Origin of the sequence: Sphingomonas sp. Leaf32, from assembly GCF_001421765.1 — a bacterium.
Classification (GTDB): Bacteria; Pseudomonadota; Alphaproteobacteria; order Sphingomonadales; family Sphingomonadaceae; genus Sphingomonas.
In genome coordinates, this window is the sequence record NZ_LMLA01000008.1 from 230,525 (window position 1) to 255,452 (window position 24,928).

The following is a 24,928-nucleotide window of genomic DNA, read 5'->3' on the forward strand; positions in this document are numbered from 1 at the left end:
CGTCACTCCGGACGTGTTCGAGACCTCTGCGAAAGTCTCTAACTAAGCCAACTCCTCGCCGTACCCCGGCGAAGGCCGGGGTCCAGTTGGAAAGGCTTTTCCGTATCTTACCAATGCCCCCCAACTGGACCCCGGCCTTCGCCGGGGTACGGATCGAGGGCTTTTGCAGAGGTCTCGACGTGTTCCGGGGTGACGAAGGGGCGGTGCTTCGGATCGAGAGCGAGATCGGGAATGGCCGACGTTCGATCGGCCCCAGCGGCACGGTGACCCGGACGCGGTTACTGCCCGACGACGCGCTCCATATAGACCGCATCCTTGCCGAAGCCGGCGGCGCCGCCGGGGGCCGCGATGAAGCCCTGTCGCGCCCAATAGGCGTCCGCCCCGCCCACCGCGATCAGCGCAAGTACTGGGATACCGTGGCGGGTGGCGGTGCCGTCGAGGATCGGCAGCAGGCGCTCGACCGCCTTCGTGCCGCGCGCCGCCGGCGCGACGACGACATCGTGGAGATACCAGCAATCGGCGCTGGGCGGCAGGTTGCCGAGCAAGGCGTGCATCGCCGGCGGGGCCAGCCGGTGCCATGGATGGCTGATGCAATGGCCGATGACCGCTTCGCCGTCGGCCAGCACCCAGCACCCCTCGGGACTGAGCGCGATGCGTTCGGCGTAGAGGTCCGCCGCCTCGCCATAGTCGCCCAGTTCGGCATGGGCGAGCGCCGCGATCTGTGGCGCGTCGGCGGGGGTGGCTGGGCGCCACTCGGCGGTCATGCTGTCCTGTCCTTTGATTGGATGGCGGTGGTTAACCACGCCCTACCGTCATCCCGGCGAAGGCCGGGATCCATTGTGTCGGGCGTTCGCGAAAGATGCGCGACGTACCGCCGTCCATGGATCCCGGCCTTCGCCGGGATGACGAATATAGGCCGCCGGGTCGCCTGTGTCAGCCGGCCTCGTCCGCCCCTACCCGCCGAGCGCCGTCTTCAGGCGGCTGAAAAAGCCCATCGATTCCGGGCATTCCTCACCGGTTTCGGTTTCACGGAACGCTTCGAGCAGTTCCTTCTGTCGCGCCGACAGGCGGGTCGGGGTTTCCACCTCGATATGGATGACCATGTCGCCATGGCCCCGCCCCTGCAACACCGGCATCCCGGCACCGCGCTGGCGCAGTTCCTTGCCCGACTGGATGCCGGCGGGCACGCGGATGCTGTGCTTCTGCCCGTCGAGGCCGGGGATTTCGATCACCCCGCCCAGTGCCGCCGTCGTGAAGCTGATCGGCGCGCGGGCGTGCAGCGCAGTGCCTTCGCGTTCGAACAGCGCGTGGCGCTTCACATGGAGGAAGATGTAGAGGTCGCCCGAGGGAGCGCCGCGTGCGCCGGCCTCGCCCTCGCCGGTCAGGCGGATGCGCGTGCCTTCGTCGACGCCGGGGGGTACGTTGACCTGCAGCGTCCTGGTCTGGTCGACGCGGCCTTCGCCGTTGCACACCGGGCACGGATCGCTGATGACCTGACCCGCGCCGTGGCAGGTCGGGCAGGCGCGTTCGACGACGAAGAAGCCCTGCTGCGCGCGCACCTTGCCATGCCCGTTACAGGTGTGACAGGTCCGCGCCTTGGTCCCCGGCGATGCGCCGCTGCCGCCGCACGGGCCGCAACTGGTCGACACGTCGACGGTGATTTCGGTCTGGTGGCCGTGATAGGCATCCTCCAGCGAAATCTCCATGTCGTAGCGCAGGTCGGCACCGCGACGGGGGCCGGCGCGACCGCCCTGTCGGCCGCCGCCCATGAATTCGCCGAACACGCTTTCGAAAATGTCGGAAAAGCCGCCGAAATCCTGCGCGCCGCCGCCGGCACCGCCCGCACCCTGGCGGAAGGCGGCATGGCCGTAGCGATCGTACGCCGCACGCTTCTGCGGGTCTTTCAGGCAGTCATAGGCTTCGTTGATCGCCTTGAACTTCGCCTCGGAATCCTTGCACCCGGCATTCTTGTCGGGGTGATATTTGATCGCGAGCTTGCGATAGGACGACTTGATCGTCGCGCCATCGGCGGTGCGCTCGCATTCGAGCAGCTCGTAGAAATCGACTTCGGTGGTCATCAAAAAGCCCTCTCCCCCATGGGGGAGAGGGTTGGGAGAGGGGGTGTCGGAAACGACCCGCCTGTGCACAGCCCCTCTCCCCGGCCCTCTCCCCCATGGGGGAGAGGGAGGGGCGTTGGTTTACGCCTTGTGGCTGTCGTCGACTTCCGAGAACTCGGCGTCGACCACATCGTCAGCCTTGTGCTCCGCGGCAGCGTCGGCCGCCGGGGCGGCTTCGGCCTGCTGCTGCTTTTCGTAGATCGCCTGGCCGAGCTTCATCGCGACCTGGGCAAGCGCAGTGCTCTTTTCGGTCATGCGATCGGCATCGCCGCTTTCGACCGCTGCCTTGGTTTCGGCGACCGCGGCCTCGATCTCCGACTTCAGCGACGCATCGACCTTGTCGCCATTGTCGGCCAGCTGGCGTTCGGTCGTGTGGATCAGCGATTCGGCGTTGTTCTTCGCTTCGGCGCCGGCACGACGCTTCTTGTCTTCCTCGGCGAACTGCTCGGCGTCACGGACCATCTGGTCGATGTCGTTGTCCGACAGACCGCCCGAGGCCTGGATACGGATCTGCTGTTCCTTGCCGGTGCCCTTGTCCTTGGCCGAAACGTTGACGATGCCATTGGCGTCGATGTCGAACGTGACCTCGATCTGCGGCACGCCGCGCGGCGCGGGCGGGATGCCGACCAGATCGAACTGGCCCAGCATCTTGTTGTCCGACGCCATTTCGCGTTCGCCCTGGAACACGCGGATCGTCACCGCCCCCTGATTGTCGTCGGCGGTCGAATAGACCTGCGACTTCTTGGTCGGGATGGTGGTGTTGCGATCGATCATGCGGGTCATGATGCCGCCCAGCGTCTCGATGCCCAGCGACAGCGGGGTCACGTCGAGCAGCAGCACGTCCTTCACGTCGCCCTGCAGCACGCCGGCCTGGATCGCGGCACCGATCGCCACGACCTCGTCGGGGTTCACGCCGGTGTGCGGTTCCTTGCCGAAGAACTGCTTCACGACTTCGCGGACGCGCGGCATCCGCGTCATGCCGCCGACCAGCACGACCTCATCAATCGCGCTCGCCTGCACGCCGGCATCGGCCAGCGCCTTCTTGCACGGCTCCAGCGTACGCTTCACCAGATCCTCGACCAGACGTTCGAGGTCGGCGCGGGTGATCGACTTCACCAGATGCTTCGGACCGGTCGCGTCGGCCGTGATGAACGGCAGGTTGACTTCGGTCGTCTGCGCCGACGACAGCTCGATCTTCGCCTTTTCGGCGGCTTCCTTCAGCCGCTGGAGCGCCAGCTTGTCCTTGGTCAGGTCGATGCCTTCGACCTTCTTGAACTCGTCGGCGAGGAACTGCACGATCTTCGCGTCGAAGTCTTCGCCGCCGAGGAAGGTGTCGCCGTTGGTCGCCTTCACCTCGAACACGCCGTCGCCGATCTCGAGGACCGAGATGTCGAAGGTGCCGCCGCCAAGGTCATAGACCGCGATGGTCTTGTTGTTGTCCTTGTCGAGGCCATAGGCGAGCGCCGCCGCCGTCGGTTCGTTGATGATGCGCAGGACTTCGAGGCCGGCGATCTTGCCGGCGTCCTTGGTCGCCTGACGCTGGGCATCGTTGAAGTAGGCGGGGACGGTGATGACCGCCTGCGTCACGGTTTCGCCGAGATACGACTCCGCCGTTTCCTTCATCTTCTGCAGGATGAACGCACTGATCTGCGACGGCGAATATTCCTCGCCGCCCGCCTTCACCCACGCATCGCCATTCGGCCCGCGCGCGATGGTGTAGGGAACCAGCTCGGTATCCTTCTTGGTGACCGGATCGTCGAAGCGGCGGCCGATCAGGCGCTTCACCGCGAAGATCGTGTTGTCGCCGTTGGTCACGGCCTGACGCTTGGCCGGCTGGCCGATCAGACGCTCGCCATCCTTCGCGAACGCGACGATCGACGGCGTGGTGCGCGCGCCTTCCGCATTTTCGATGACCTTCGGGCTACCGCCCTCCATCACCGCGACGCAGCTGTTGGTCGTGCCCAGATCGATACCGATTACTTTAGCCATGGTCCCTCATTGGCCCCCGGGTTGAGATAATGCCTGGACCCGAAGGCACGGGGAGGTGCCGTCCGGGTCGTTCCGAGGGCGGATATAGGCAGGGTTCGGCTTGCCGCAAGATTATGCGGGGCATAGGGAACCGTATCGATATGGGAGCGTGCGCGTGAAGACACGGTGGATGGCGTTGGCGGCGGGAGCGATGATGCTGGCCGCCTGTTCCAAAGCACCGTCGATCGACGATGCCTGGGTCCGCCTGCCCGCAGTACCCGGACGGCCCGCCGTCGCCTATGCGACGATCACCGGGGGCAGCGTCGATGTGGAACTGACGACCGTCTCGACACCCGCCGCACGCCGGGTCGAACTTCACCGCAGCATGACCGGCGGGCACGGCATGGCGACGATGCAGCCGCTTCAGCGCCTGCCGGTGGCAAAGGACAGGACGGTGCAACTCGCCCCGGGCGGCATCCACGCCATGCTGTTCGATCCCGCCCCCAACCTCCAGCCCGGCGGATGGATCAAGTTGACGTTCGATTTCGACGGCAGCGAGCAGACGGTCGATGCCAGACTGGTCGGCGCGGGCGATCCGGCGCCCGAATGAAGCGCGGGTTAACCCCGGCCGAAACCGACCTCGCCCGCACGATGTTCGGCGACACGATCGATTACGGACAGGCTAGGGTAGCGAATGCGAAATGGGCGTTCTTCCAGCCGAAACAGGTCGCGATGGCGCCGACCGGCTGCATCCATTTCCATCCGGGCGGCACGCTGTACCGCGACGATTTCGCCGATGCCGGGCGCGATCTGGCCGCGCTGTTCCTGCACGAGATGATGCATGTCCATCAGACGCAGCATCGCGGGCGCTATTGGCTGCCGCTGATGCGGCATCCGTTCTGTACCTATCGCTACGCCATCATGCCGGGCAAACCGTTCGAGGCGTACGGCATCGAGCAGCAGGCGGAGATCGTCCGCCACACCTTCCTGCTGCGGCAGGGGGTGGCGGTGAAGGACAAGCCGCCGCTGGCAGTGTACGAGGCGCTGCTGCCGTTCGGGCAGGGGTGAGGCGTCAACCGTAGCCGGGCAGCGACCAGCGGACGTTTCGGGTCGAATAGGACTCGACCGGTTTGCCGGCTGCATCCAGCGCCGGGCGATAGCGCCCGCGCCGTTGGATGGCATCGCAGGCGGCCTTGTCCAGTTCAGGGGTCCCCGACGACTGCAGGACTCGGCAATTTGACACCCGCCCGCTGGGTGAGATGGTCCAGCCGATGAAGCTGACGCCCTGCTTGGCCGCGTTCAGCGCTGACATAGGATAATCATCGCTGCTGAGCCATTGCGCGGGGTCGATCCCTTGCGCCTTTTCGGCAATCGCAGCGATCTTTGCGGGATCATAGCCGAAATGCTGAAGGAGATCGCTTTCGCAGGTTCGCAGCGCGGCCAGAACCGGTTTGCCCATCGCCAACGCAACCGAGATCGGGGCGCTGCCCGAAGCCCGAATCGAGAATGTCGAAGCACCGACCAGCGATTCGAGCTGATCGCGTGCCAGATAGAAGGTCAGGACCGCCCGATCCTCGTTCGGGAAATGAACCCGTGTTCCGTCCTGCTTTTCGCCCAGTTGGCGCCCGGAAACCGCCAGTTCGATCTGCACGCGCGCCTGCCGTCCCAGTTGCTTTTTGGTACCGAGCACGACCCCCTGCAACATATCGCCGAACGGCGTCGGCTTGAACGCGATCACGATCGGGGCGGCGGGGTCGCCATAGGCACGGGCGGCCACGCACATGCTGTCGGCATATTCGATGTTCCATGACCGGACGGGCTTGAGCGGCGGCGCGTCCACCCCGCCCGCCTGCCCGGCCAGCACCGCCGCCAGCATGATCGTCCGCATCCTGTCGCCCCCGCATTGCCCCTCAAGCAGACGATGCCACCGCGACGGTCGTGTCGCAATCGCCGGAACCCTGGCCGATGCAGGATGTTGGCATGGCGCAACGATTTCAAAGGCCAACCCTCCCCATGTCGACGCGCACCGGTGCTACCCTGCTCGCCCGTCTTGGGTTTGCCGCCCGCGGCATCGTCTATTGCATCGTCGGCTGGTTCGCGATCGACGCGGCGCTGCGCGGCGGGCGGGCGGGCGACAATCAGGGCGCGATCGCCAGTCTGGCCGACGAACCGTTCGGCGAATGGCTGCTGGCGGCGATGGCGGCGGGGCTGGCCGGCTATGCGCTGTGGCGGCTGACCGAGGCGCTGTTCGATCCCGAAGCGCAGGCGAACGACGCCAAGGGCGCATTCCGCCGCGCCGGACACGCGATCAGCGGCATCGCCCATGTCGTACTGGCATGGACCGCCGCGCGCCTTGCGCTGCACAGCGCACGGGCGGGCGGCCGGGTCGGTGGCGAAGACAGCGCGCATGACTGGACCGCGTGGATGCTGGACCAGCCGGGCGGGCGGTTGCTGGTCGCACTGGTCGCGATCGGCCTGCTGGCGGCGGCGGCGCAACAGGCGAAGAAGGCGTGGACCGGCGAGTTCGCCCGCACCCTGTCGGGCGGCACGCCGGTGCCCGGCTATGTCTGTACCATGGGCCGCATCGGCTATGGCGCGCGTGCCGCCGTGTTCGCGGCGATCGCGATGCTGTTCGTCGGTGCGGCCTGGGCAGCGGATGCCGACGAAGCCGGCGGAATGGCGAGCGGCCTCGCCCTGTTGCAGCGACAGGCGGGCGGACAGTTGCTGCTGACCGCGATCGGCATCGGCTTCGTCGCGTTCGGGGCATTCAGCTTCGTCGAGGCGCGCTGGCGGCGGTTGCAGGTGCGGTTGCCGGCATGAGCGACCGCGAGGGGCTGGAGGCACGGTGGCTGGACCTGACGCGGCGCGAACTGCCGGACGTGGCGCGGGAGCGACACTGGCCGGTCGTGGCCGATCATTGTTTCCAGCGCATCCTGCTCGACAATGCGTTTGGCGGAGTGTGGTACGACCATGTCGCCGGACGCCCGGCTTATGCCCATGCCGATGTCGCGGCGCTGGAACGGGCGGTCGCGCTGGGCGAGGCGGCGTTGGCGGGCGAGGCCGACATGGTCGACCTCGATCGCCGGTCGCTGGCATGGCGCGGCAAGACCCCCTCGAAACAGGGGCCACGCGCCCCCATCTCTCGCCCTAGCCAATCCAAAAGAACGAAGATAGAACGGACCGCATGAGCCTGACCCATATCTCCGTCCGCGGCGCGCGGGAACACAACCTCAAGGGTGTCGACATCGACATCCCGCGCGACACGCTGACGGTCATCACCGGCCTGTCGGGTTCGGGCAAGTCCTCCCTCGCCTTCGACACCATCTATGCCGAGGGGCAGCGCCGCTATGTCGAGTCGCTGTCGGCCTATGCGCGCCAGTTCCTCGAACTGATGCAGAAGCCGAACGTCGAGCATATCGAGGGGCTGTCGCCGGCGATCTCGATCGAACAAAAGACGACGTCGCGCAACCCGCGCTCGACCGTCGCGACGGTCACCGAGATCTACGACTATATGCGGCTGTTGTGGGCGCGGGTCGGCGTGCCGTTCTCACCTGCCACCGGCCTGCCGATCAGCGCGCAGACGGTCAGCCAGATGGTCGACCGCGTGCTGGCGCTGCGCGAGGGGACCCGGCTGCTGCTGCTGGCTCCCGTCGTGCGCGGGCGGAAGGGCGAGTATCGCAAGGAACTGGCCGAGTGGCAGAAGGCCGGATTCCAGCGCGTGCGGGTGAACGGCGAGGTGCATCTGATCGAGGATGCGCCGGCGCTTGACAAGAAGTTCAAGCACGACATCGAGGTCGTGGTCGACCGGCTGGTGGTGAACCCCGAAGCGGCGACGCGGCTGGCGGAGAGTTTCGAAACCGCGTTGAAGCTGGCCGACGGCCTCGCCTATGTCGACCTGCTGGAGACGACGGTTGCAGAGGCGCAGTCGGCCAACCCGCCGATCCCCAGCGAACAGGGCGACCGCGCAACCGAGGCCGCGCCGCAGACCGGCAAGCTGAAGGGCGCCGGCATTCCCGACAACCGTATCGTGTTTTCGGAGAAGTTCGCCTGTCCGGTCAGCGGCTTCACGATCAGTGAGATCGAGCCTCGCCTGTTCAGCTTCAACGCGCCGCAAGGGGCGTGTCCGGCGTGCGACGGCCTGGGCGAACGCCTTGAGTTCGACGAGGATTTGATCGTCCCCAATCACGAACTGTCGATCAAGAAGGGCGCGGTGGTGCCGTGGGCGAAGTCCAACCCGCCCTCCCCTTATTATATGCAGGTGCTAGGGTCGCTTTCGAAGGCGTACGACTTCTCGCTCGACACCGCTTGGAAGGACCTGTCCGAGGAAGCGCAGCGGGTAATCCTGCACGGCACCGCCGGCAAGCCGGTGACGCTGACCTTCATCGACGGCAAGAAGGCGTATGACGTCAAGAAGCCGTTCGAAGGCGTACTGGGCAATCTCAACCGGCGGATGCTGTCGACCGAAAGCGCGTGGATGCGCGAAGAACTGGCGAAGTACCAGGCGTCGCAGCCGTGCGAGACCTGTCACGGCGCGCGGCTGAAGCCCGAGGCGCTGGCGGTGAAGGTGGCGATGCAGGACATCGCCTATGCCACGCATCTGTCGGTGGTCGATGCGCTGCGCTTTTTCGAATCGCTGCCCGATCATTTCAACGACCAGCAAAAGGCGATCGCCCAGTCGATCCTGAAGGAAATCGTCGAGCGGCTGGGCTTCCTCAACAATGTCGGGCTGGATTACCTGAACCTCGACCGGACCAGCGGCACGCTGTCGGGCGGGGAATCGCAGCGTATCCGCCTTGCCTCGCAGATCGGCAGCGGGTTGTCGGGCGTGCTGTACGTCCTCGACGAACCATCGATCGGGCTGCACCAGCGCGACAACGACATGCTGCTGGCGACGCTGCGCCGCCTGCGCGACCTCGGCAATACCGTGCTGGTGGTCGAACATGACGAGGATGCGATCCGCACCGCCGATTACGTCATCGACATGGGGCCGGGCGCGGGCGTCCATGGCGGCGAGGTGGTCGCGAAGGGGACGCTGAAGCAGATATTGAAGGCCAAGGGGTCGGTCACCGCCGATTACCTGAACGGCACGCGGTCGGTGCCGCTGCCCGACAAGCGCCGCAAGGGCAATGGCAAGAAGCTGACGGTGCATAACGCCACCGCCAACAACCTGACCGGCGTCACCGCGTCGCTGCCGCTCGGCACCTTCACCTGCATCACCGGCGTGTCGGGATCGGGCAAGTCGAGCTTCACCATCGACACGCTCTATGCCGCCGCCGCCCGCACGCTGAACGGCGCGCGGATCGTGCAGGGCAAGCATGACAAGATCACCGGCCTGCAACATCTCGACAAGGTCATCGACATCGACCAGTCGCCGATCGGCCGCACTCCGCGGTCGAACCCGGCGACCTATACCGGCGCCTTCACCCAGATCCGCGACTGGTTCGCCGGCCTGCCCGAAGCGCAGGCGCGCGGCTACAAGCCCGGCCGGTTCAGCTTCAACGTCAAGGGCGGCCGGTGCGAGGCGTGCCAAGGCGACGGCGTGCTCAAGATCGAGATGCACTTCCTGCCCGACGTCTATGTCGAGTGCGACGTATGCCACGGCGCGCGCTACAATCGCGAGACGCTGGAGGTGAAGTTCAAGGGGATGAGCATCGCCGACGTGCTCGACATGACGGTCGAGGACGCGGTCGAGTTCTTCAAGGCGGTGCCGCCGATCCGCGACAAGATGGCGATGCTGGCCGAAGTGGGCCTCGGCTATGTCAAGGTCGGGCAGCAGGCGACGACGCTGTCGGGCGGCGAGGCGCAGCGGGTGAAGCTGGCCAAGGAACTGGCGCGGCGGGCGACCGGCAACACGCTCTACATCCTCGACGAACCGACCACGGGCCTGCATTTCGAGGACGTGCGCAAGCTGCTGGAGGTGCTCCACCAGCTGGTCGAACAGGGCAATACGGTGGTGGTGATCGAGCACAATCTCGACGTCATCAAGACCGCCGACTGGATTTTGGACATGGGACCGGAAGGCGGCGTGAAGGGCGGCCGCGTGGTTGCCGAGGGCACGCCGGAAAAGGTCGCGGCGGTCGAGGGCAGCTTTACCGGGCGGTATCTTAAGCCGCTGCTGACCCCGAGGGCGCAGGCGGCGGAGTGAGCGTCTGGCGGCCCGAGTTCGTTGCCGGACTGGACCTGCTGGCAAAGGTAAGTTCCGAGATGGTGCGTCGCGGATACAGCCGGCCGGTACTTGTGGGGGGCGCCGCGGTGGAAATTTACTCCGGCGGTATCGTCGCCACCGGGGATTTTGACATCGTCGTTGCTCGGGACGATGTACTGGAACAGGTATTCATCGAAGCGGGCTTTGAGCGTCCTCATGGTGCCGGCGTGGCGACGAGAGGCTGGGTCTACCGCGACTTGGGCCTGGGTTTCGAAATTGTCGCCAAGGTCCTGCTCGACGGCGCTGCCGACAGAAATCGCGTGCGGATGTTTTCCGTATCGGACGATGACGCTTTTGAAATCATTTCGGTAGAAGACTTGATCGCGGACCGGATGGGCCAATATGCGTCCGGTACCGCGCAGGAAATGTTGGGACAGGCCCGAACCCTGTTCGATCTTTCCTCCGACCTGGATATGGATTATCTGGAAAGACGGATACGCGAAGAAACATCGAACGAACATGGCATCGCAACCCTCCGCTCCGGCCCCGCAGGTCATGTCGCTTGAAGCTTTCGGGCGTGATTTGACGCGTCGCCGCGCCGCGCTCGGCAATCCCGAACTGCCGCGCAACGCCGGTGCCAACCGGACCGAGAGCAAGCGGGCCTTGCTTGCGGCGATCGAGGCAGCGGGCGGGCGCTGGTAAGTCCGTCCGCGAAACCGGCGTTTCCCGTATAATCTCGGAACATCCGCAGCGTCCCGGCATTCGAGCTTGATCGAACTCAAGCGAAGGACCTGTCGACATGCGCGCGCTCACCCTCGGCCTCGTCGCCGCCGCTACCCTGGTTTCCGGATGCACCGATTATGGCATGGGCGGTCCGCGCTATGCCGATGCCGGCTACAGCCGCTACGACTATGACCGGCCCGATCCCGCCTATAACGGCTATGACGCCGCCCGCTATTACCGCGACGACCGCCGCTATCGCGAACGTCGCCTGTCACAGAACGATCGTGTCTATGTCGGGCAGGACGGCCGTTATTATTGCCGCCGCAACGACGGCACCACCGGCCTGATCGTCGGCGGGATCGCCGGCGGCGTGCTCGGCACGGCGCTGCGTCCGGGCGGCTCGGGGCTGCTGGGCGCGATCCTCGGCGGTGCGGCCGGTGCGGCCGGTGGCCAGGCGATCGATCGCAGCAACAACAACGTGCGCTGCCGCTGAGCCAGCAGCGCGACCCGATCACGGAAGCGGTCGGCCTGCCCCTTGTACGGGGGCGGGCCGATACCCATATCCGGTTAGCTACAGTCGCAAATCGATGGTGTCCTGCTTTGCGGCAAGTTCCTTCTTTCCCTGCTGCCTAAGGCACGGGTGACGGGCGTTTCCGGCGCCCGCAACATCCGGAAGGAACGATCATGGCCACACTCGGCACCGTAAAATTCTTCAACATTGACAAGGGCTATGGCTTCATCGCCCCCGATAACGGCGGCACCGACGCCTTCGTCCACATCTCGGCCGTCGAACGCGCGGGCATGGTCACGCTGAACCAGAACCAGCGCGTCGGCTTCGAGCTGGAAGAAGACCGGCGCGGCCGGGTCAGCGCGGTCAACCTGACCGCCGCAGACTGATTTTTCGGGGCGGGTGGAGCGATTTCCACCCGCCCTTTTGCTTGCAGGAGGGTTTTCTTGGCCGACACCGCCGAAGCCTATCGCGCCCGCGCCGCCGTGGAGCGCGCCAATGCCGAAGCCGCGACGCTGGACAATGTCCGCGACCGCTGCCGCCGCGCCGAACAGGCGTGGACCGAAATGGCCGACCGGGCCGAGCGCACGACCGAGCAGCGCCTGATCCGCGAAGCCGCCACGATCCGGCGGAGCGAAGCCGTCGGTTGAACCTGTCTGCGCGCCGGTCGTTGAACCGGCGACAGCAAAAGGATCGACCATGGCCAAGCATAAGAAACACAAGCCAAAATTGCGCACCGCCGGGGTATCGACCCTGCGTACCGTCGCCCTTGCCGCCACGGGCATAGCGGTCGGACTGTTCGGCGTGCTGCTGGCGCGACGCAAGCCCGCCGAGGGCCATGCCGCGCCTGATCTGGCGCTGGATAAGGAACGTCCGGGTCCGACCGATCGCGCGCCCGAAGCCTTTCGTCCCGATCCCACCGCCGCGGTATCCGCCGCCGATCGCGAATCGCTTCGTCCCGCGACGGGGCCGCTGCCGTCGATTGTCGAGCCACGCGGCAGCATGGCGTCGCAGACCGGCGCCTGAACGGCGGCACGGCTGACCGCCAAGTCGGTCAGCCGCCCAGCCGGACCCCCAGCCACAAGGTACGGGGGTTTGCGCGCTCGACCACGCCATCGCCGCCGATCGCGGTTTCGACTTGCGCGTCGGTAACATTCTCCGCACGCGCCTCGAACGAAAGCCAGCGCGTTGCCGGCACACTGCCAATCAGATCGAGCGTGGTCGCGGCGGACAACCGGCGCTGATTGGCGTCATCCTCGAACTGCCCCGCGACATGGCGCAGCGTCGCCGACGTCTGCCACCGATCGCGTCGCCAGCCGAGTGTCGCGGACGCGCCATGCGTCGGCGTCTGTGCCGGGCGCAGGCCGTCCAGCGCCCCGCCATCGCGGACCCGCGCATCGGTATAGGCGTAGGACAGCCGCCCTTCGAGCGAACCGATCCGCCCCGACGCATCCAGTTCCAATCCCCGCACCCGAACATGGTCGAGGTTAGCGCGACGGCGGAACACGCCGGCGGCCGACACGAAGCCGACGCCCGGATACGTACCCGGTCCGTTGGCGACGGTCACATTGGCGATGGCATCGCGCAGGTCGTTAGCAAAGGCGGTGGCGGCAAGGCGCACCCCGGCTGCCGGCCGCAGTTCCAGCCCCGCCTCCCCGCCCCACAGGGTTTCGGGGGCAAGCGTCGCATTGGCGGCGGTGGCGTCGACACCGACCCGGAACGGACGATAGAGTTCGTTGAGCGTCGGCAAGCGCCAGCCGCGATATCCCGCCAACCGGAGCGTCATCGCGTCGGCCGGGGTCCAGGCGACCCCGGCCCGACCGGTCGGCTCCCATCCCTGTCGATCCACGAAGCGCTGGTCGGTAAGCGTCGCACCGGTCAGCGCGGTTTCCAGCAACCTGCCATCGGCGATGGTCCAGCGATCAATCCTGCCGCCCGCACTCCAGACGACATCGCCGGTCACGACGCTGGCATCGGCGAACAGGCCGGCGGTGCCGTTGCGCCCGCCCGCGACCCGCCGCCGCGTGGGACGGCCCGCGACATAGGTGTACAGTTCCTGCGTCTCACCGATCACGACGCGAATATCCGTGCCCAGCCGCAGCGTCAGCGCACCGATCACCGGCGCGATCTCCGCCCGGCCGCCGACGCCGGTCGCGGGGACATTATACTGGTCGAGCGTCAGCGCGGTCGACGCCCGCCCCGCCCCGACACTGGCGAAACGGCTGGCGAAGGCGCGGGTCTGGAGATAGCCGAGCAGCGACCAGCCGAACGATCCGCGTCCGACCAGGCGGAGGCTGGCATCCGCCCCCTCGCTGCGATTGTCGGTGAAGTCGAGACCACGATCGCGCCGGTCGGTGAAGGCGGAAACATTGGCCTGCAATTCGGTGGCGGGCGCGACCTGCACGACGGCACGGGCGGCGGCGCTTGCCTGTTCGAACGGGGCGGCGCGGTCGGCCGGGCCGCGATCCTCGCGCACGATGGGCACGAAGCCGTCGCCACGGGCATAGGCGCCGGACAGGGTGGCGAACCCGCCGCTGCGCACCAAGGCGGCCGATCCTCGCGCGTCGAGCGCGGCCCGGCTGCCGCCAGCGATCGATGCCGCGAAGGGTGCGAGGTCGCCCGGCACGGCGCTGTCGAGTTCGATCGTGCCGGCCAGCGCGCCCGGCCCGCCGACCCCGCTCCCCCCGCCGCGCGTCGCCCGGATGCGGCCCAGCCGGTCGGTGGTATAGGCGGGAAAGGCGACCCAGCCGCCGAACGGATCGGCCTGCGGCACGCCATCAAGCAACAGCAACACACGGCTCGACGCGTTCCCGCCCAGTCCGCGCAGGGTGATCCCCTGCGACGTCGGATTGGCGCTGCGGGAGTCGGAGCGGCGAAACTGCTGGAGGCCAGCCACGTCGCGCAGGACATCCTCAACCCGGCCGCTGGCGGAAGCAAGGATGCGGTCGCGCTCCAGCGTGACGATGTCATAGACGCGGTCGCCCGGCGCATCGGCCAGCCCGCGTCCGGTGATGACGATCTCGGGCGCGTCCTGCGCCGCCGCCACGCCCGGCCACAGCGCCAGCCACAGGAAACGCTTCACGCTCTTCAGACCGTGAAGCTCTCCCCGCACCCGCACGCGCCCTTCGCATTCGGATTGGCGAAGACGAAGCCTGCGGTGAAATCGTCCTCGACCCAGTCCATCGTCGAACCGATCAGGTAGAGTATCGATCCGCCATCGACGAAGAAGGTGCCGCCCGGCGTCTCGATCCGTTCGTCCATCGCATTGGCGGCGGTGACGTAATCGACCGAATAGGCAAGGCCGGAACAGCCGCGACGCGGGGTCGACAGCTTCACGCCGATCGCTTGCGGAGGGGCCTTCGCCATCAGGTCGGCGACGCGACGTTCGGCGTTGGCGGTCAGGTTGATCGCGGCGGGGCGGACGCGCGTGGCCATCACAGCATTCCCAGTTCGAGCTTGGCGTCGTCCGACATCTTCTGCGGGTCCCATGGCGGGTCCCAGACGAGGTTGACGTCCGCGGTCGCGACGCCGGGCACCGCCGATACGCGCAGTTCGACCTCGGCCGGCATCGATTCCGCGACCGGGCAATGCGGCGTGGTGAGCGTCATCGTCACCGCGACATGGCCGTTGTCCGCCACGTCGACGCCGTAGATCAGGCCCAGATCATAGATATTGACCGGGATTTCGGGATCGAAGATTTCCTTCAGCGCGACGATGACGGCCTCGTAAATGTCGCCGCCCGGTTCGCCGTCAGCGACCGGCACCGGCTTCTTCGCGAGGAAATCGCCCAGATAGTCGCGCTGGCGCGGCTCCTCTGCATCGGTCACGCGGGCGCGCGGCGGCGACGGGACCGCCGCCACTTCCTCGACCTCGATGTGATGTTCGTCGTTCATCCGAAAATCCTGCTCACCCGTTCCAGTCCGCGCACCAGCGCATCGACATCGGCCCGTCCGTTATACACGCCGAAGCTCGCCCGCGCGGTGGCGGGGACGCCCAGCACGTCCATCAACGGCTGCGCGCAATGATGGCCGGCGCGGATGGCGACGCGTTCCTCGTCCAAGATGGTGCCGACATCGTGCGGATGCACCCCCTCCACCACGAAACTGACGATTCCGGCGGAATCGTCCGGCCCCAGCAGGCGAACCGAGTTGATCCGGCCCAGCGCGTCGCGCGTCGCGCGCACCAACGCGGTTTCATGCGCGTGGATCGCGTCCAGCCCGATACTATCGACGTAATCGATCGCGGCATGGAGGCCGAGCGCACCGACGATATGCGGCGTCCCCGCCTCGAACCGGGCGGGCGGCGGGGCATAGGTGGTGCGTTCGAACGTCACCCGGTCGATCATCGCCCCGCCGCCCTGTACCGGGTGCATCGCTTCCAACAGGTCGGGGCGGCCCCACAGCACGCCGATCCCGGTCGGGCCGTACAGCTTGTGCCCGGAGAACACGTAGAAATCGCAGTCGAGTGCCGCCACGTCGACGGCGATGCGCGACACCGCCTGACACCCGTCGAGCAGCAGCTTCGCGCCGACCGAATGGGCGATGTCAGCGGCGCGGCGGCCGTCGAGCACCGATCCCAGCACGTTCGACACATGGGCCAGCGCGACCAGCTTGTGCTCGGGACGGATCATCGCCGCCATCGCGTCGAGATCGATCCGGCCATCAGTGGTCAGCGGCACGACATCGATCGCCGCTCCGATCCGCTCGGCGACGAGTTGCCACGGCACGATGTTCGAATGATGCTCCAACATCGACAGCAGGATGCGGTCGCCGGCCTTCAGGTGGCGTTCGGCCCACCCTTGCGCGACCAGATTGATCCCCTCGGTCGCGCCGCGCACGAACACGCATTCCTCCGGCGCACCGGCACCGATGAACGATGCGACCCGGCGGCGGGCTGCTTCATAGGCGAGCGTCATGTCGGCCGAGCGCTGGTACACGCCGCGATGCACCGTGGCATAGGTCGTGTCGTACGCGCGGGTGATCGCGTCGATCACCGCCTGCGGCTTCTGCGCGGTCGCGGCAGTGTCGAGATACGCCCAGCCATCGGGGATGGCGGGGAAGTCGCTCACGCGGTCGAGGGGGGTGGTGTCGGTCAAAGTGCTGCTTCCAGCCAGGCATCGGCGTCAGCCGCGAACGCCTCGCGAACCGTTTCGTCGTCGATCCGGTCGAGCGAATCCGATACGAATGCCTTGGTCAGCAGCGCCTTGGCCCGTGCTTCGTTCACCCCACGGCTGCGCAGGTAGAACAGCGCCTTGGCATCGAGTTCGCCCACCGTCGCGCCGTGCGCGCACTTCACGTCGTCAGCAAAGATTTCGAGTTCGGGCTTCAGGTTTACGGTGGCGGTGCGTTGCAGCAGCAGGCCGCGCAGCGACTGTTCGCCGTCGGTCTTCTGCGCGCCGCGTGCCACTTCGACGCGGGCAGCGAGGCTCGCCTGGCTGCGATCGGCCGCGACCGCGCGCCACGTCTGGCGGCTCGACCCGTTGAGCGCGGCATGGCGGACCGCGACGGCGCATTCCTGCCGCTGGTCCTCGCGGGTCAGCAGTGCGCCGCCATAGTCGACGAACGCGCTATCGCCATCGAGCGTCAGTTGCGCGTCGATCCGGCTGCCCATACCGCCGGCGCCGAGGAACTGCGACACGAGGCTCGCTCCCTCCCCCACCACCGCTTCGTCGCGGATCGACACGAAGCCGCCCGACTGGAGCAGGCGGACGCTGCGCATCAGCCGCGCGCCGCGTTCGAGGTCGATCTGCGTCAGGCGATTGGTCCAGCCGCTGCCGACATAGGTCTCGACCACCGACGCGACTGCATCCTCGTCCATTGTCAGGCGGGCGGGAACATGGTTCTCGCTACCGGTCGCGATGTGGACGATCTGCACCGGCTCCGCGACCTCGGCAGCCGACAGGTCGATCGACCAGCCGTCCGCGCCCGACGCCTGCACGCCCAGCGGATGCGCGGTGTCGAGCGTCAGCGACGACAGCGCGACGTGACCGGGCGTGCTGAGGTGGTCGACATAGGCGCCATCGACGAACACGATCCGCGCGCCGGGCAGGTCGAGCCAATAGCCGTCGGCACCCGGCGCTTCCGCCGATTCACTGGCCGCAGCAGCGCTCAGCGCGGCAAGATCGGTCCAGCGCCATGCTTCGTCGCGGTTGGTGGGCAGGGTCGCCATTACGCCGCCACCGCTCCATAGCCTTCGCGTTCCAGCTCGTGCGCCAGTTCCTTGCCGCCCGACCGCACGATGCGGCCATCGGCGAGGACGTGGACGAAATCGGGCTGCACGTAATCGAGCAGGCGCTGATAATGGGTGATGAGGATCACGCCCTTGTCCGGGCGGCGCATGATGCGGTTGATGCCGTCGCCGACGATGCGCAGCGCGTCGATGTCGAGGCCGCTGTCGGTTTCGTCGAGGATCGCCAGCTTGGGATCGAGGATGCCCATCTGCACCATTTCGTTGCGCTTCTTCTCGCCGCCCGAAAAGCCGACATTCACCGGGCGCTTCATCATGTCCATGTCCATGCCCAGCCCATCGGCCTGCGCGCGGGCGAGCTTCAGGAACTCGGCGCCCGACAGCGGCTTTTCGTCGCGGGCGCGGCGCTGGCTGTTCAGGCTTTCGCGCAGGAACTGGACGTTCGACAAGCCGGGAATCTCGACCGGATATTGGAAGCCGAGGAACAGGCCGGCGGCGGCGCGGGCATCGGCCTCCATCTCCAGCAGGTCCTCGCCGGCGAAGGTCACGCTGCCCTGCGTCACCTCATAGCCGGGCCGCCCGCCCAGCACATAGCCAAGCGTCGACTTGCCGGCACCATTCGGCCCCATGATCGCATGGACTTCGCCCGCGTTCACGCTGAGCGAGAGGCCCTTGAGGATTTCCTTGCCGTCGATTTCGGCGTGAAGGTTTTGGATGTTCAGCATGTTCCGTCCTGTTCGTGCGACCTCGGCCGCAAATCTCTTGTTACGGCGTCTCGCCGGCGACCGGTTCGGTGCCGAACTCGGCCTCGGCTGCATCCGGATTGACCAGCACCGCCTTCATCGATGCGTCGATCTTGTCGAGCATCGCGGCATGGGCTTTCGGTACCTTTGCCCGCACCGCCGCGCACGCCGTCGCCGCATCGTCGAAGATCGCGACCCGCGCCGCCGCTTCGGCGGGGGGCTTCTCCATGCGGGCATCCGCATTGATCCGCGTCGAAAGACAGTCGGCATAGGGCGCGGTCGGCGCGACCGCCTGCATCGCCAGCACCATCGCGATCATGACGCTCCCCGAAGCTTGTCGCGTTGGGCACGGATTTCGGGACGACGTTCATCCAGACACGCGGTCATCTCGTTCGCCGCAGCGCGATGATCGGCGGCACATTGCGCCATCACCGTGCAGACTGCCTGATCCAGCAACGGGTCGCCGCTGCTTTTGGTGACGCGGCACCGCTTCATCTGCCAGTGCCGGGTCTTATATTCGAACCGCATCGTCCGCATCTTGCGGCCGATGACGACGATCTCGTCCTCGGCCGCGACCACGGGGGGTACGGGCGCTGGCGTCTGTATCATCAAGGCGGCAGCCAGCGCGATCACCCCACCGACCCTTCGAGGCTGATGCCGAGCAGCTTCTGCGCCTCGACCGCGAATTCCATCGGCAGCTGTTGCAGCACTTCGCGGGCGAAGCCGTTGACGATCAGCGCGACCGCCGCCTCCGAATCCAGCCCGCGCTGCCGCGCGTAGAACATCTGGTCCTCGGAAATCTTGCTGGTCGTCGCCTCATGCTCGATCTGCGCCGAGGGGTTCTTGACCTCGATATAGGGCACGGTGTGCGCGCCGCACTGGTCGCCGAGCAACAGGCTGTCGCACTGGGTGAAGTTGCGCACGCCCTCCGCCGAGGGGGCGACGCGCACCAGCCCGCGATAGGTATTGTCGCTGCGGCCCGCGCTGATCCCCTTCGACACGATGGTCGAGCGCGACCCCTTGCCCAGATGGATCATCTTGGTGCCGGTATCGGCCTGCTGCCGGTTGTTGGTGACCGCGACCGAATAGAATTCGCCGACGCTGTTCTCGCCGGCCAGCACGCAGGACGGGTATTTCCACGTGATCGCGCTACCGGTCTCGACCTGCGTCCACGATACCTTGCTGTTCTTGCCTTGACACAGCGCGCGCTTGGTCACGAAATTATAGATGCCGCCCTTGCCGTTCTCGTCGCCGGGATACCAGTTCTGGACGGTCGAGTACTTTATCTCGGCATCGTCCAGCGCGACCAGTTCGACCACCGCAGCGTGCAGCTGGTTCTCGTCGCGCATCGGCGCGGTGCAGCCTTCTAGGTAGCTGACATAGCTGCCCTTGTCGGCGACGATCAGCGTGCGTTCGAACTGGCCGGTATTTTCGGCATTGATCCGGAAATAGGTCGACAGCTCCATCGGGCAGTGCACGCCCTCCGGAATGTAGACGAAGGTCCCGTCCGAAAAGACCGCGCTGTTCAGCGTCGCGAAGAAATTGTCACGCTGCGGCACGACCTTGCCCAGCCACTTGCGGACCAGATCGGGATATTCGCGGATCGCTTCGCTGATCGAGCGGAAGATGACGCCGGCGGCTTCCAGCTCCTTGCGGAAAGTCGTCGCGACCGACACGCTGTCGAACACCGCATCGACCGCGACCTTGCGCGACCCTTCGACCCCGGCGAGGACCTTCTGCTCCTCGATCGGAATGCCGAGCTTTTCATAGACGCGCAGAATCTCGGGATCGACCTCGTCCAGCGAACCCAGCTTCGGCTTCGCCTTCGGCTCGGCGTAATAATAGGCGTCCTGATAGTCGATCGGATCGAGGTTCAGCTTGGCCCAGTCGGGCGCCTCCATCGTCAGCCACAGGCGGAACGCCTTCAGCCGCCAGTCGAGCATCCATTCCGGCTCGTTCTTCTTGGCGCTGATGTAGCGGACGGTGTCTTCGCTCAAACCCTTGGGTGCGAAGTCCTGTTCGATGTCGGAGGAAAACCCCCACTCGTACTTCTTGTTCGCGGCGGCGAGCGCCTCGGCATTCTTCGTGGCCATCACACTACCTCTTGGGGCATCGCCCCGGTGTTCGCGAGTTGGGCGAGCGTCACGCCCGCCAGAGCGCCCCGGACCACGGCGTTGACCGTGCCGGCGTGGGGGCGGATCATGCAGTTCGTCTCCACCGCGCAATCGTGCCGCGCGGCATCGACGCAGGTGGTGAGCGCGATCGGCCCCTCGATCGCCTCGATGATCTGCGCAAGGTCGATCGCGTGCGGTGCGCGGGCGAGGCGAAAGCCGCCGCCGCTGCCCCGTCCGGTCTCGATCAGCGCGGCGGCGGACAGGCGGCTGACCAGCTTCTGCACGGTCGGCAGCGGCAATCCGGTTTCCTCCGCCAGCACGGTCGCCGTCACGCGCGCCTCCCCGCCCCGCCGCGCGGTAGCGGCAAGCAGGACGACGGCATAGTCGGCAAGGCTGGAAAGGCGCATGATTTCCTTAATCGGATCATTCCGGTCGGATTGGCATGTGGTCGTGGGCGAGCGGAAGGTCAACCGGGTTTGTTTCGATTGATGTGATCGATTGTTAGGGTTGGGAAGGATTCGGTTTCACGCGAAGGCGCGATGCCGCGAAGAGAAGGAAGTTGGTTCGCGCAGAGACGCGGAGGCGCGGAGGGGTTGCGCTGGCGGAAGCGTCTTACCGCGTCAGCGGCTTTGATGCTCGTGCCAGCCGCATGGAGTCGAGGTCTCGCTGGCGCGAGACAGAAGGACGAACGCAACTCCTCCGCGTCTCCGCGTCTCCGCGTCTCTGCGCGAACCACTCTCTTCTTTACGCCTTCGCGTCTTCGCGCCTTCGCGTGAAACCGAATCTTCCTTCCGCCGCCGACGAAGGATACAGCGCCACCCATGGCCTGGTATCACCCCCTCCTCTTCGCCCTCGACGCCGAACGCGCGCATTCGCTGACGATCGCCATGCTGGAGGCATGGGGGAAGGCCGGCGCACCGCTCGCACCCAGAACCGACGACGCCCATGCGGTGACGGTCGCCGGCATCCGCTTTCCCAACCCGGTCGGGCTGGCGGCGGGGGTCGACAAGGACGCGCGGGCGGTTGCGGGGTTTCTCGGCCTCGGCTTCGGCTTCGTCGAGGTGGGTACGCTGACCCCCAGGCCCCAGCCGGGCAATCCCAAGCCGCGTATCTTTCGTCTGCCCGAGGACAAGGGCGTGGTGAACCGGCTGGGGTTCAACAATGGCGGGATCGACGCGGCGCTCGAACGGATCGCGGCGCTCGCCCCCCGCCCCGGCATCATCGGCATCAATGTCGGTGCGAACAAGGAATCGACCGACCGCATCGCCGATTACGGGACGGCGGTGGCGAAGGCCGCACCGCTGGCCGACTATGTCACGATCAACATTTCCAGCCCCAACACGCCGGGCCTGCGCGACCTGCAGTCGCAGCCCGAGCTGGGCCAGCTGATCGCCGCCAGCGATGCCGCCCGCCATGTCGCGGGCAAGCGCGTGCCGCTGTTCCTGAAGGTCGCGCCCGACCTGTCGCGCGAGGGGATGGCGGTCGCGGTCCGTGCGGCGGTCGATGGCGGGGTCGATGCGCTGATCGTATCGAACACGACCATCTCGCGGCCCGACACGCTGCGGTCGCACCACGCACGGGAAACCGGCGGTCTGTCGGGCGCGCCGCTTGCCCCGCTGGCGCTCGCCAAGCTGATCGAGGCGCGAGAGATCGCGGATGGCGCGATCCCTCTGATCTCGGCGGGCGGCATCGGATCGGCGGACGAAGCGCGGCGACGGCTGGATGCCGGGGCCAGTTTGGTCCAGCTCTACAGCGCGATGGTCTATGAAGGACCGGGCCTCGCGCGGCGGATCGTCGCCGGGCTGTGATCGGGCTGTTCCGGCCGCTGCTCGCCAATGCCGGGTTCGGGCGGCGGGTGGTTGCCTGTATCGGGGCGGCGATCGGCATCGCCCTGACCATGGCGGTTTGCGCGCAGTTTCCGTGGCTGGGCAGCGACCTGCCGATCATCGTCGCGCCGCTGGGCGCATCGGCGGTGCTGGTGTTCGCGGTGCCGGCCAGTCCGCTGGCCCAGCCCTGGCCGGTCGTCGGCGGCAACATCCTGTCGACGCTGGTCGGCGTCGCGGTGTTTCAGGCGATCCCGAACCTGACCCTCGCCGCCGGGGTAGCGGTGGGTATCGCCATTCTGATGATGTCGCTGTGCCGGTGCCTCCATCCCCCCGGCGGCGCGGCGGCGCTGACCGCGGTGATCGGCAGCGCTGGGATTCATGACGCGGGCTATGCCTTTGCGTTCGCGCCGGTCGGGATCAATTCGATCGCTCTGGTGTCGATCGGCATCTTCTATCACCGGATGACCTTGCTCAGTTATCCGCATGAGCCTGCCACGCCGGCGGCGATCAAGGCGGCGGTGGAGCCGGGCGGCGTCCTGCCCGCCGACATCGACGCGGCACTGGCGGAGACGCCGGATGCGTATGACATTGCGCCGGAGGATTTGACGCTGCTGCTGGAACGGGCCGAGCATTTCGCGAAGGTGCGGCGAAAGAAATAGAAGGGTTCACGCGAAGGCGCGGAGACGCGGAGTAGGTTGCGTCACAGGCCACCTCTTCTGCGTCAGCAGCCTTTTGACTCTCGGCAATGTGGGTTAGGTCTGCCGATCGCGAGCGGCTGGCTGCCTGGGTCGCGACCTGCTCCGCGTCTCCGCGCCTTCGCGTGAACAACCTTTCTCCTACTCCACGATCACCTTGCCCTCGCGCCGGGGATCGACGCCGCCATCGACCTTGCCGTCGCGGATGATGACGCCGTGGAGACCGGAATCCTCGCCCTGCCCCGGCTGTAGCCGGATACCGCGCAGCGCCAGTCCGTTCAGAATCTCGGGCGAGAATTTCGTCACTTCCCCCTGAAACCCGTCGCCCCGCGCGACGAGGTTCGGGAGCGCCAGCGCCTGCTGCATCGACAGCTTCCATTCCACCGCGCCAACCAGCGACTTGCCGACATAGGCGAGGATCGCGTTGCCGCCGGCCGAGCCGAGCGCCCCGGCGAACTTGCCCTGCCGGTCGATCATCACCAGCGGCGTCATCGACGAACGCGGACGCTTGCCCGGTGCCACCGCATTGGCCGCCGCCCGCCCCTGCGCATCGCGGGGCGCGAAGGCGAAATCGGTCATCTGGTTGTTGAGGAAGAAGCCGTCGACCATCCGCCCGGTGCCGAAGAAGCTCTCCACGGTCGTCGTCATCGACACGACATTGCCCTGCGCATCGCCGACGATGAAGTGCGACGTACCCGCCGGTTCGCGGGTCGTATCGGCCGCCGCCGTGACCACACCCGCCGGCACGCCGGCGCTCGGCGCCGGCCCCGCGGTCGCGCCGATCAGCTTCGCCCGCTCGGCGATATAGGCCGGTGCGAGCAGCCCGGCGACCGGCACGTTCGCGAACTTGGGGTCGCCGACATACAGGTCGCGATCGGCGTACATCAGCCGGCTGGCCTCGGCGAAGAGGTACCAGCTCTGCGGATCGTTCGGCCCGCGCTTGTCAATGTCGGTCCGCCCGAGGATCGCGAGCAGTTCGAGCAGCCCCACCCCGCTCGACGGTGGCGGCGGCGTACAGACGATATAGGCGCGCCAGTTGCCGCACAGCGGATCGCGCTTCACCGCGCGATAGGCGGCAAGGTCGGCCAGCGTCATCGTGCCGGGCAGGCTGCCGCTGGTCGTCCGGGCGACGATCCGCTCGGCGGTCTTGCCGGTATAGAGCGCGTCCGGTCCCTGCTTCGCCAGCCGCCGCAGGAAATCGGCATAGTCGCCATTCCTGATCCGGTCGCCGGTGGTGGCGAGCGCCCCGCCCTTGCCTTTGAAATAGCGGCGGACATCCTCCGCCTGTAGCTGCGGCGACTGGCCGCCGAGGAAGCGGCCGAGACGGGCTGAAATCACGAAGCCCTTGCGCGCGACCTGTTCGGCATCGTCGAACAACTCCTTCCACGCAAGCGTACCGTGGTCGGCATGGGCCTGTCCCAGCATCCGCACCGCGCCCGGCACGCCGGTCGCCCGCCCGCTCATCACCGCCTGCGCGAACGGCAGCGGCTGGCCGTCGGTGCCGAGCAGCATGGTCGGCGTCGCACCGGCCGGCGCGACCTCGCGCCCGTCATAGATTTCGACTTTGCCGGTCTTCGCGTTGAAATAGGTGAGGAAAGCGCCGCCGCCGAGGCCGGAGCTTTGCGGTTCGACCAGCGACAGCATCGCCTGCACCGCGATCGCCGCGTCGATCGCGCTACCGCCCCGGCGCAGCACCGCCATCCCCGCCTCGCTGGCGATCGGGTTGGCGGTGATGACGAATTTCTGCGCCTGCCCCGCCGTGGCGGTCACCGGCTGCGTCGCGGCGCTGGCGACCTCCTTCTTGCCGAACGACAGGACGTTGCAGCCCCCCAGCGTAACGGTGGCGAGCGCGGCGATGGTGGTGGCGAACATCTTCATGGCCGCTTGTCTATCCAACCGCTTC

Annotated in this window: 27 protein-coding genes; 12 read left to right on the plus strand and 15 right to left on the minus strand. The window is 66.9% G+C overall.

Features of this window, described 5'->3' with window-relative positions; all coding sequences use genetic code 11:
* Positions 1-278: 278 nt before the first annotated feature.
* From ASE83_RS11580 to dnaK, 3 genes are all read right to left on the minus strand, one after another.
* A complete protein-coding gene (locus tag ASE83_RS11580) occupies positions 279-764 on the minus strand; it encodes a GNAT family N-acetyltransferase (protein WP_055789879.1) in 486 nt (161 codons plus the stop codon).
* A gap of 189 nt (positions 765-953) precedes the next feature.
* Positions 954-2,078 (minus strand): molecular chaperone DnaJ, encoded by a 1,125-nt coding sequence (dnaJ, locus tag ASE83_RS11585; RefSeq protein WP_055789881.1) that lies wholly within the window; start codon positions 2,076-2,078, stop codon positions 954-956.
* 120 nt (positions 2,079-2,198) lie between these two features.
* Positions 2,199-4,106: a molecular chaperone DnaK gene (gene dnaK / locus ASE83_RS11590; protein WP_055789884.1), complete on the minus strand. Its 1,908-nt coding sequence runs from the start codon at positions 4,104-4,106 to the stop codon at positions 2,199-2,201.
* Between the two features lie 154 nt (positions 4,107-4,260).
* Between dnaK and ASE83_RS11595 the strand changes: the two genes are divergently transcribed.
* Positions 4,261-4,695, plus strand: a complete 435-nt coding sequence (locus ASE83_RS11595) for a copper chaperone PCu(A)C (protein ID WP_156353063.1) — start codon at positions 4,261-4,263, stop codon at positions 4,693-4,695.
* Positions 4,692-5,153 carry a hypothetical protein gene (locus ASE83_RS11600; protein WP_055789890.1) on the plus strand — a complete coding sequence of 154 codons (462 nt, stop codon included), beginning with the start codon at positions 4,692-4,694 and terminating at the stop codon, positions 5,151-5,153. Before ASE83_RS11595 ends, ASE83_RS11600 begins: the two co-directional genes overlap by 4 nt.
* Before the next feature lie 4 nt (positions 5,154-5,157).
* Here ASE83_RS11600 and ASE83_RS11605 read toward each other — a convergent pair whose 3' ends face one another.
* Positions 5,158-5,862, minus strand: a complete 705-nt coding sequence (locus tag ASE83_RS11605; RefSeq protein WP_162236614.1) for an energy transducer TonB — start codon at positions 5,860-5,862, stop codon at positions 5,158-5,160.
* A gap of 236 nt (positions 5,863-6,098) precedes the next feature.
* Here ASE83_RS11605 and ASE83_RS11610 point away from each other — a divergent pair, with 236 nt between their 5' ends.
* From ASE83_RS11610 to ASE83_RS11645, 8 genes are all read left to right on the plus strand, one after another.
* Entirely contained in the window at positions 6,099-6,905 is an 807-nt protein-coding gene (locus ASE83_RS11610) for a DUF1206 domain-containing protein (protein WP_055789896.1), read from the plus strand.
* Positions 6,902-7,273, plus strand: coding sequence for a GCN5-related N-acetyltransferase (locus ASE83_RS11615; RefSeq protein WP_200921886.1), 372 nt, complete (start codon positions 6,902-6,904; stop codon positions 7,271-7,273). The genes ASE83_RS11610 and ASE83_RS11615 overlap by 4 nt, the downstream gene beginning before the upstream one ends.
* A complete protein-coding gene (gene uvrA / locus ASE83_RS11620) occupies positions 7,270-10,230 on the plus strand; it encodes an excinuclease ABC subunit UvrA (protein WP_055789901.1) in 2,961 nt (986 codons plus the stop codon). The genes ASE83_RS11615 and uvrA overlap by 4 nt, the downstream gene beginning before the upstream one ends.
* Positions 10,227-10,796 (plus strand): hypothetical protein, encoded by a 570-nt coding sequence (locus tag ASE83_RS11625; protein ID WP_055789903.1) that lies wholly within the window; start codon positions 10,227-10,229, stop codon positions 10,794-10,796. The genes uvrA and ASE83_RS11625 overlap by 4 nt, the downstream gene beginning before the upstream one ends.
* Before the next feature lie 233 nt (positions 10,797-11,029).
* Positions 11,030-11,446 (plus strand): hypothetical protein, encoded by a 417-nt coding sequence (locus tag ASE83_RS11630; RefSeq protein ID WP_055789906.1) that lies wholly within the window; start codon positions 11,030-11,032, stop codon positions 11,444-11,446.
* A gap of 191 nt (positions 11,447-11,637) precedes the next feature.
* Complete coding sequence (locus tag ASE83_RS11635; RefSeq protein ID WP_055789910.1) at positions 11,638-11,850, plus strand: cold-shock protein; 213 nt, start codon at positions 11,638-11,640, stop codon at positions 11,848-11,850.
* A gap of 57 nt (positions 11,851-11,907) precedes the next feature.
* Complete coding sequence (locus ASE83_RS11640) at positions 11,908-12,111, plus strand: hypothetical protein (protein ID WP_055789913.1); 204 nt, start codon at positions 11,908-11,910, stop codon at positions 12,109-12,111.
* Between the two features lie 49 nt (positions 12,112-12,160).
* Entirely contained in the window at positions 12,161-12,487 is a 327-nt protein-coding gene (locus tag ASE83_RS11645; protein WP_055789917.1) for a hypothetical protein, read from the plus strand.
* Between the two features lie 28 nt (positions 12,488-12,515).
* On the opposite strand, the gene ASE83_RS11650 is transcribed toward ASE83_RS11645, so the two are convergent.
* From ASE83_RS11650 to ASE83_RS11695, 10 genes are read right to left on the minus strand one after another with little or no spacing between them, the layout of a single operon-like run.
* Entirely contained in the window at positions 12,516-14,543 is a 2,028-nt protein-coding gene (locus ASE83_RS11650; RefSeq protein ID WP_200921887.1) for a TonB-dependent receptor, read from the minus strand.
* 5 nt (positions 14,544-14,548) lie between these two features.
* Positions 14,549-14,896: a HesB/IscA family protein gene (locus tag ASE83_RS11655; RefSeq protein WP_055789919.1), complete on the minus strand. Its 348-nt coding sequence runs from the start codon at positions 14,894-14,896 to the stop codon at positions 14,549-14,551.
* On the minus strand, positions 14,896-15,354 hold the full coding sequence (locus ASE83_RS11660; RefSeq protein ID WP_055789922.1) for an SUF system Fe-S cluster assembly protein: 459 nt from the start codon (positions 15,352-15,354) through the stop codon (positions 14,896-14,898). The genes ASE83_RS11655 and ASE83_RS11660 overlap by 1 nt, the downstream gene beginning before the upstream one ends.
* Complete coding sequence (locus ASE83_RS11665; protein ID WP_055789925.1) at positions 15,351-16,556, minus strand: cysteine desulfurase; 1,206 nt, start codon at positions 16,554-16,556, stop codon at positions 15,351-15,353. Before ASE83_RS11665 ends, ASE83_RS11660 begins: the two co-directional genes overlap by 4 nt.
* Positions 16,553-17,629 carry a SufB/SufD family protein gene (locus ASE83_RS11670; RefSeq protein WP_055789928.1) on the minus strand — a complete coding sequence of 359 codons (1,077 nt, stop codon included), beginning with the start codon at positions 17,627-17,629 and terminating at the stop codon, positions 16,553-16,555. Before ASE83_RS11670 ends, ASE83_RS11665 begins: the two co-directional genes overlap by 4 nt.
* Positions 17,629-18,372: a Fe-S cluster assembly ATPase SufC gene (gene sufC, locus ASE83_RS11675; protein ID WP_055789931.1), complete on the minus strand. Its 744-nt coding sequence runs from the start codon at positions 18,370-18,372 to the stop codon at positions 17,629-17,631. Before sufC ends, ASE83_RS11670 begins: the two co-directional genes overlap by 1 nt.
* A 40-nt stretch (positions 18,373-18,412) precedes the next feature.
* Positions 18,413-18,709 (minus strand): hypothetical protein, encoded by a 297-nt coding sequence (locus tag ASE83_RS11680; protein WP_055789934.1) that lies wholly within the window; start codon positions 18,707-18,709, stop codon positions 18,413-18,415.
* Complete coding sequence (locus tag ASE83_RS11685; RefSeq protein WP_055789937.1) at positions 18,706-19,023, minus strand: hypothetical protein; 318 nt, start codon at positions 19,021-19,023, stop codon at positions 18,706-18,708. The genes ASE83_RS11680 and ASE83_RS11685 overlap by 4 nt, the downstream gene beginning before the upstream one ends.
* The gene (gene sufB, locus ASE83_RS11690; RefSeq protein ID WP_055789940.1) at positions 19,020-20,483 is read right to left on the minus strand and encodes a Fe-S cluster assembly protein SufB; all 1,464 of its coding nucleotides are present in this window, start codon (positions 20,481-20,483) and stop codon (positions 19,020-19,022) included. The genes ASE83_RS11685 and sufB overlap by 4 nt, the downstream gene beginning before the upstream one ends.
* Positions 20,483-20,911 carry an RrF2 family transcriptional regulator gene (locus tag ASE83_RS11695; RefSeq protein ID WP_055789942.1) on the minus strand — a complete coding sequence of 143 codons (429 nt, stop codon included), beginning with the start codon at positions 20,909-20,911 and terminating at the stop codon, positions 20,483-20,485. Before ASE83_RS11695 ends, sufB begins: the two co-directional genes overlap by 1 nt.
* Positions 20,912-21,325: 414 nt before the next feature.
* Between ASE83_RS11695 and ASE83_RS11700 the strand changes: the two genes are divergently transcribed.
* Together ASE83_RS11700 and ASE83_RS11705 are read left to right on the plus strand one after the other, a co-directional pair.
* Positions 21,326-22,312 carry a quinone-dependent dihydroorotate dehydrogenase gene (locus ASE83_RS11700; RefSeq protein WP_055789945.1) on the plus strand — a complete coding sequence of 329 codons (987 nt, stop codon included), beginning with the start codon at positions 21,326-21,328 and terminating at the stop codon, positions 22,310-22,312.
* Complete coding sequence (locus tag ASE83_RS11705; RefSeq protein WP_055790270.1) at positions 22,312-22,989, plus strand: HPP family protein; 678 nt, start codon at positions 22,312-22,314, stop codon at positions 22,987-22,989. Before ASE83_RS11700 ends, ASE83_RS11705 begins: the two co-directional genes overlap by 1 nt.
* A 177-nt stretch (positions 22,990-23,166) precedes the next feature.
* Here the strand turns inward: ASE83_RS11705 and ggt are convergent, their stop codons facing one another.
* On the minus strand, positions 23,167-24,903 hold the full coding sequence (ggt, locus tag ASE83_RS11710; protein ID WP_055789948.1) for a gamma-glutamyltransferase: 1,737 nt from the start codon (positions 24,901-24,903) through the stop codon (positions 23,167-23,169).
* Between the last annotated feature and the right edge of the window lie 25 nt (positions 24,904-24,928).

Excerpts from the sequence above, each read along its gene's own strand:
- ASE83_RS11580 (WP_055789879.1), bottom strand. The coding sequence starts at position 764 with ATGACCGCCGAGTGGCGCCCAGCCACCCCCGCCGACGCGCCACAGATC.
- dnaJ (WP_055789881.1), bottom strand. The coding sequence starts at position 2,078 with ATGACCACCGAAGTCGATTTCTACGAGCTGCTCGAATGCGAGCGCACC.
- dnaK (WP_055789884.1), bottom strand. The coding sequence starts at position 4,106 with ATGGCTAAAGTAATCGGTATCGATCTGGGCACGACCAACAGCTGCGTC.
- ASE83_RS11600 (WP_055789890.1), top strand. The coding sequence starts at position 4,692 with ATGAAGCGCGGGTTAACCCCGGCCGAAACCGACCTCGCCCGCACGATG.
- ASE83_RS11610 (WP_055789896.1), top strand. The coding sequence starts at position 6,099 with ATGTCGACGCGCACCGGTGCTACCCTGCTCGCCCGTCTTGGGTTTGCC.
- ASE83_RS11615 (WP_200921886.1), top strand. The coding sequence starts at position 6,902 with ATGAGCGACCGCGAGGGGCTGGAGGCACGGTGGCTGGACCTGACGCGG.
- uvrA (WP_055789901.1), top strand. The coding sequence starts at position 7,270 with ATGAGCCTGACCCATATCTCCGTCCGCGGCGCGCGGGAACACAACCTC.
- ASE83_RS11630 (WP_055789906.1), top strand. The coding sequence starts at position 11,030 with ATGCGCGCGCTCACCCTCGGCCTCGTCGCCGCCGCTACCCTGGTTTCC.
- ASE83_RS11635 (WP_055789910.1), top strand. The coding sequence starts at position 11,638 with ATGGCCACACTCGGCACCGTAAAATTCTTCAACATTGACAAGGGCTAT.
- ASE83_RS11645 (WP_055789917.1), top strand. The coding sequence starts at position 12,161 with ATGGCCAAGCATAAGAAACACAAGCCAAAATTGCGCACCGCCGGGGTA.
- ASE83_RS11655 (WP_055789919.1), bottom strand. The coding sequence starts at position 14,896 with ATGGCCACGCGCGTCCGCCCCGCCGCGATCAACCTGACCGCCAACGCC.
- ASE83_RS11660 (WP_055789922.1), bottom strand. The coding sequence starts at position 15,354 with ATGAACGACGAACATCACATCGAGGTCGAGGAAGTGGCGGCGGTCCCG.
- ASE83_RS11670 (WP_055789928.1), bottom strand. The coding sequence starts at position 17,629 with ATGGCGACCCTGCCCACCAACCGCGACGAAGCATGGCGCTGGACCGAT.
- sufC (WP_055789931.1), bottom strand. The coding sequence starts at position 18,372 with ATGCTGAACATCCAAAACCTTCACGCCGAAATCGACGGCAAGGAAATC.
- ASE83_RS11680 (WP_055789934.1), bottom strand. The coding sequence starts at position 18,709 with ATGATCGCGATGGTGCTGGCGATGCAGGCGGTCGCGCCGACCGCGCCC.
- sufB (WP_055789940.1), bottom strand. The coding sequence starts at position 20,483 with ATGGCCACGAAGAATGCCGAGGCGCTCGCCGCCGCGAACAAGAAGTAC.
- ASE83_RS11695 (WP_055789942.1), bottom strand. The coding sequence starts at position 20,911 with ATGCGCCTTTCCAGCCTTGCCGACTATGCCGTCGTCCTGCTTGCCGCT.
- ASE83_RS11700 (WP_055789945.1), top strand. The coding sequence starts at position 21,326 with ATGGCCTGGTATCACCCCCTCCTCTTCGCCCTCGACGCCGAACGCGCG.
- ggt (WP_055789948.1), bottom strand. The coding sequence starts at position 24,903 with ATGAAGATGTTCGCCACCACCATCGCCGCGCTCGCCACCGTTACGCTG.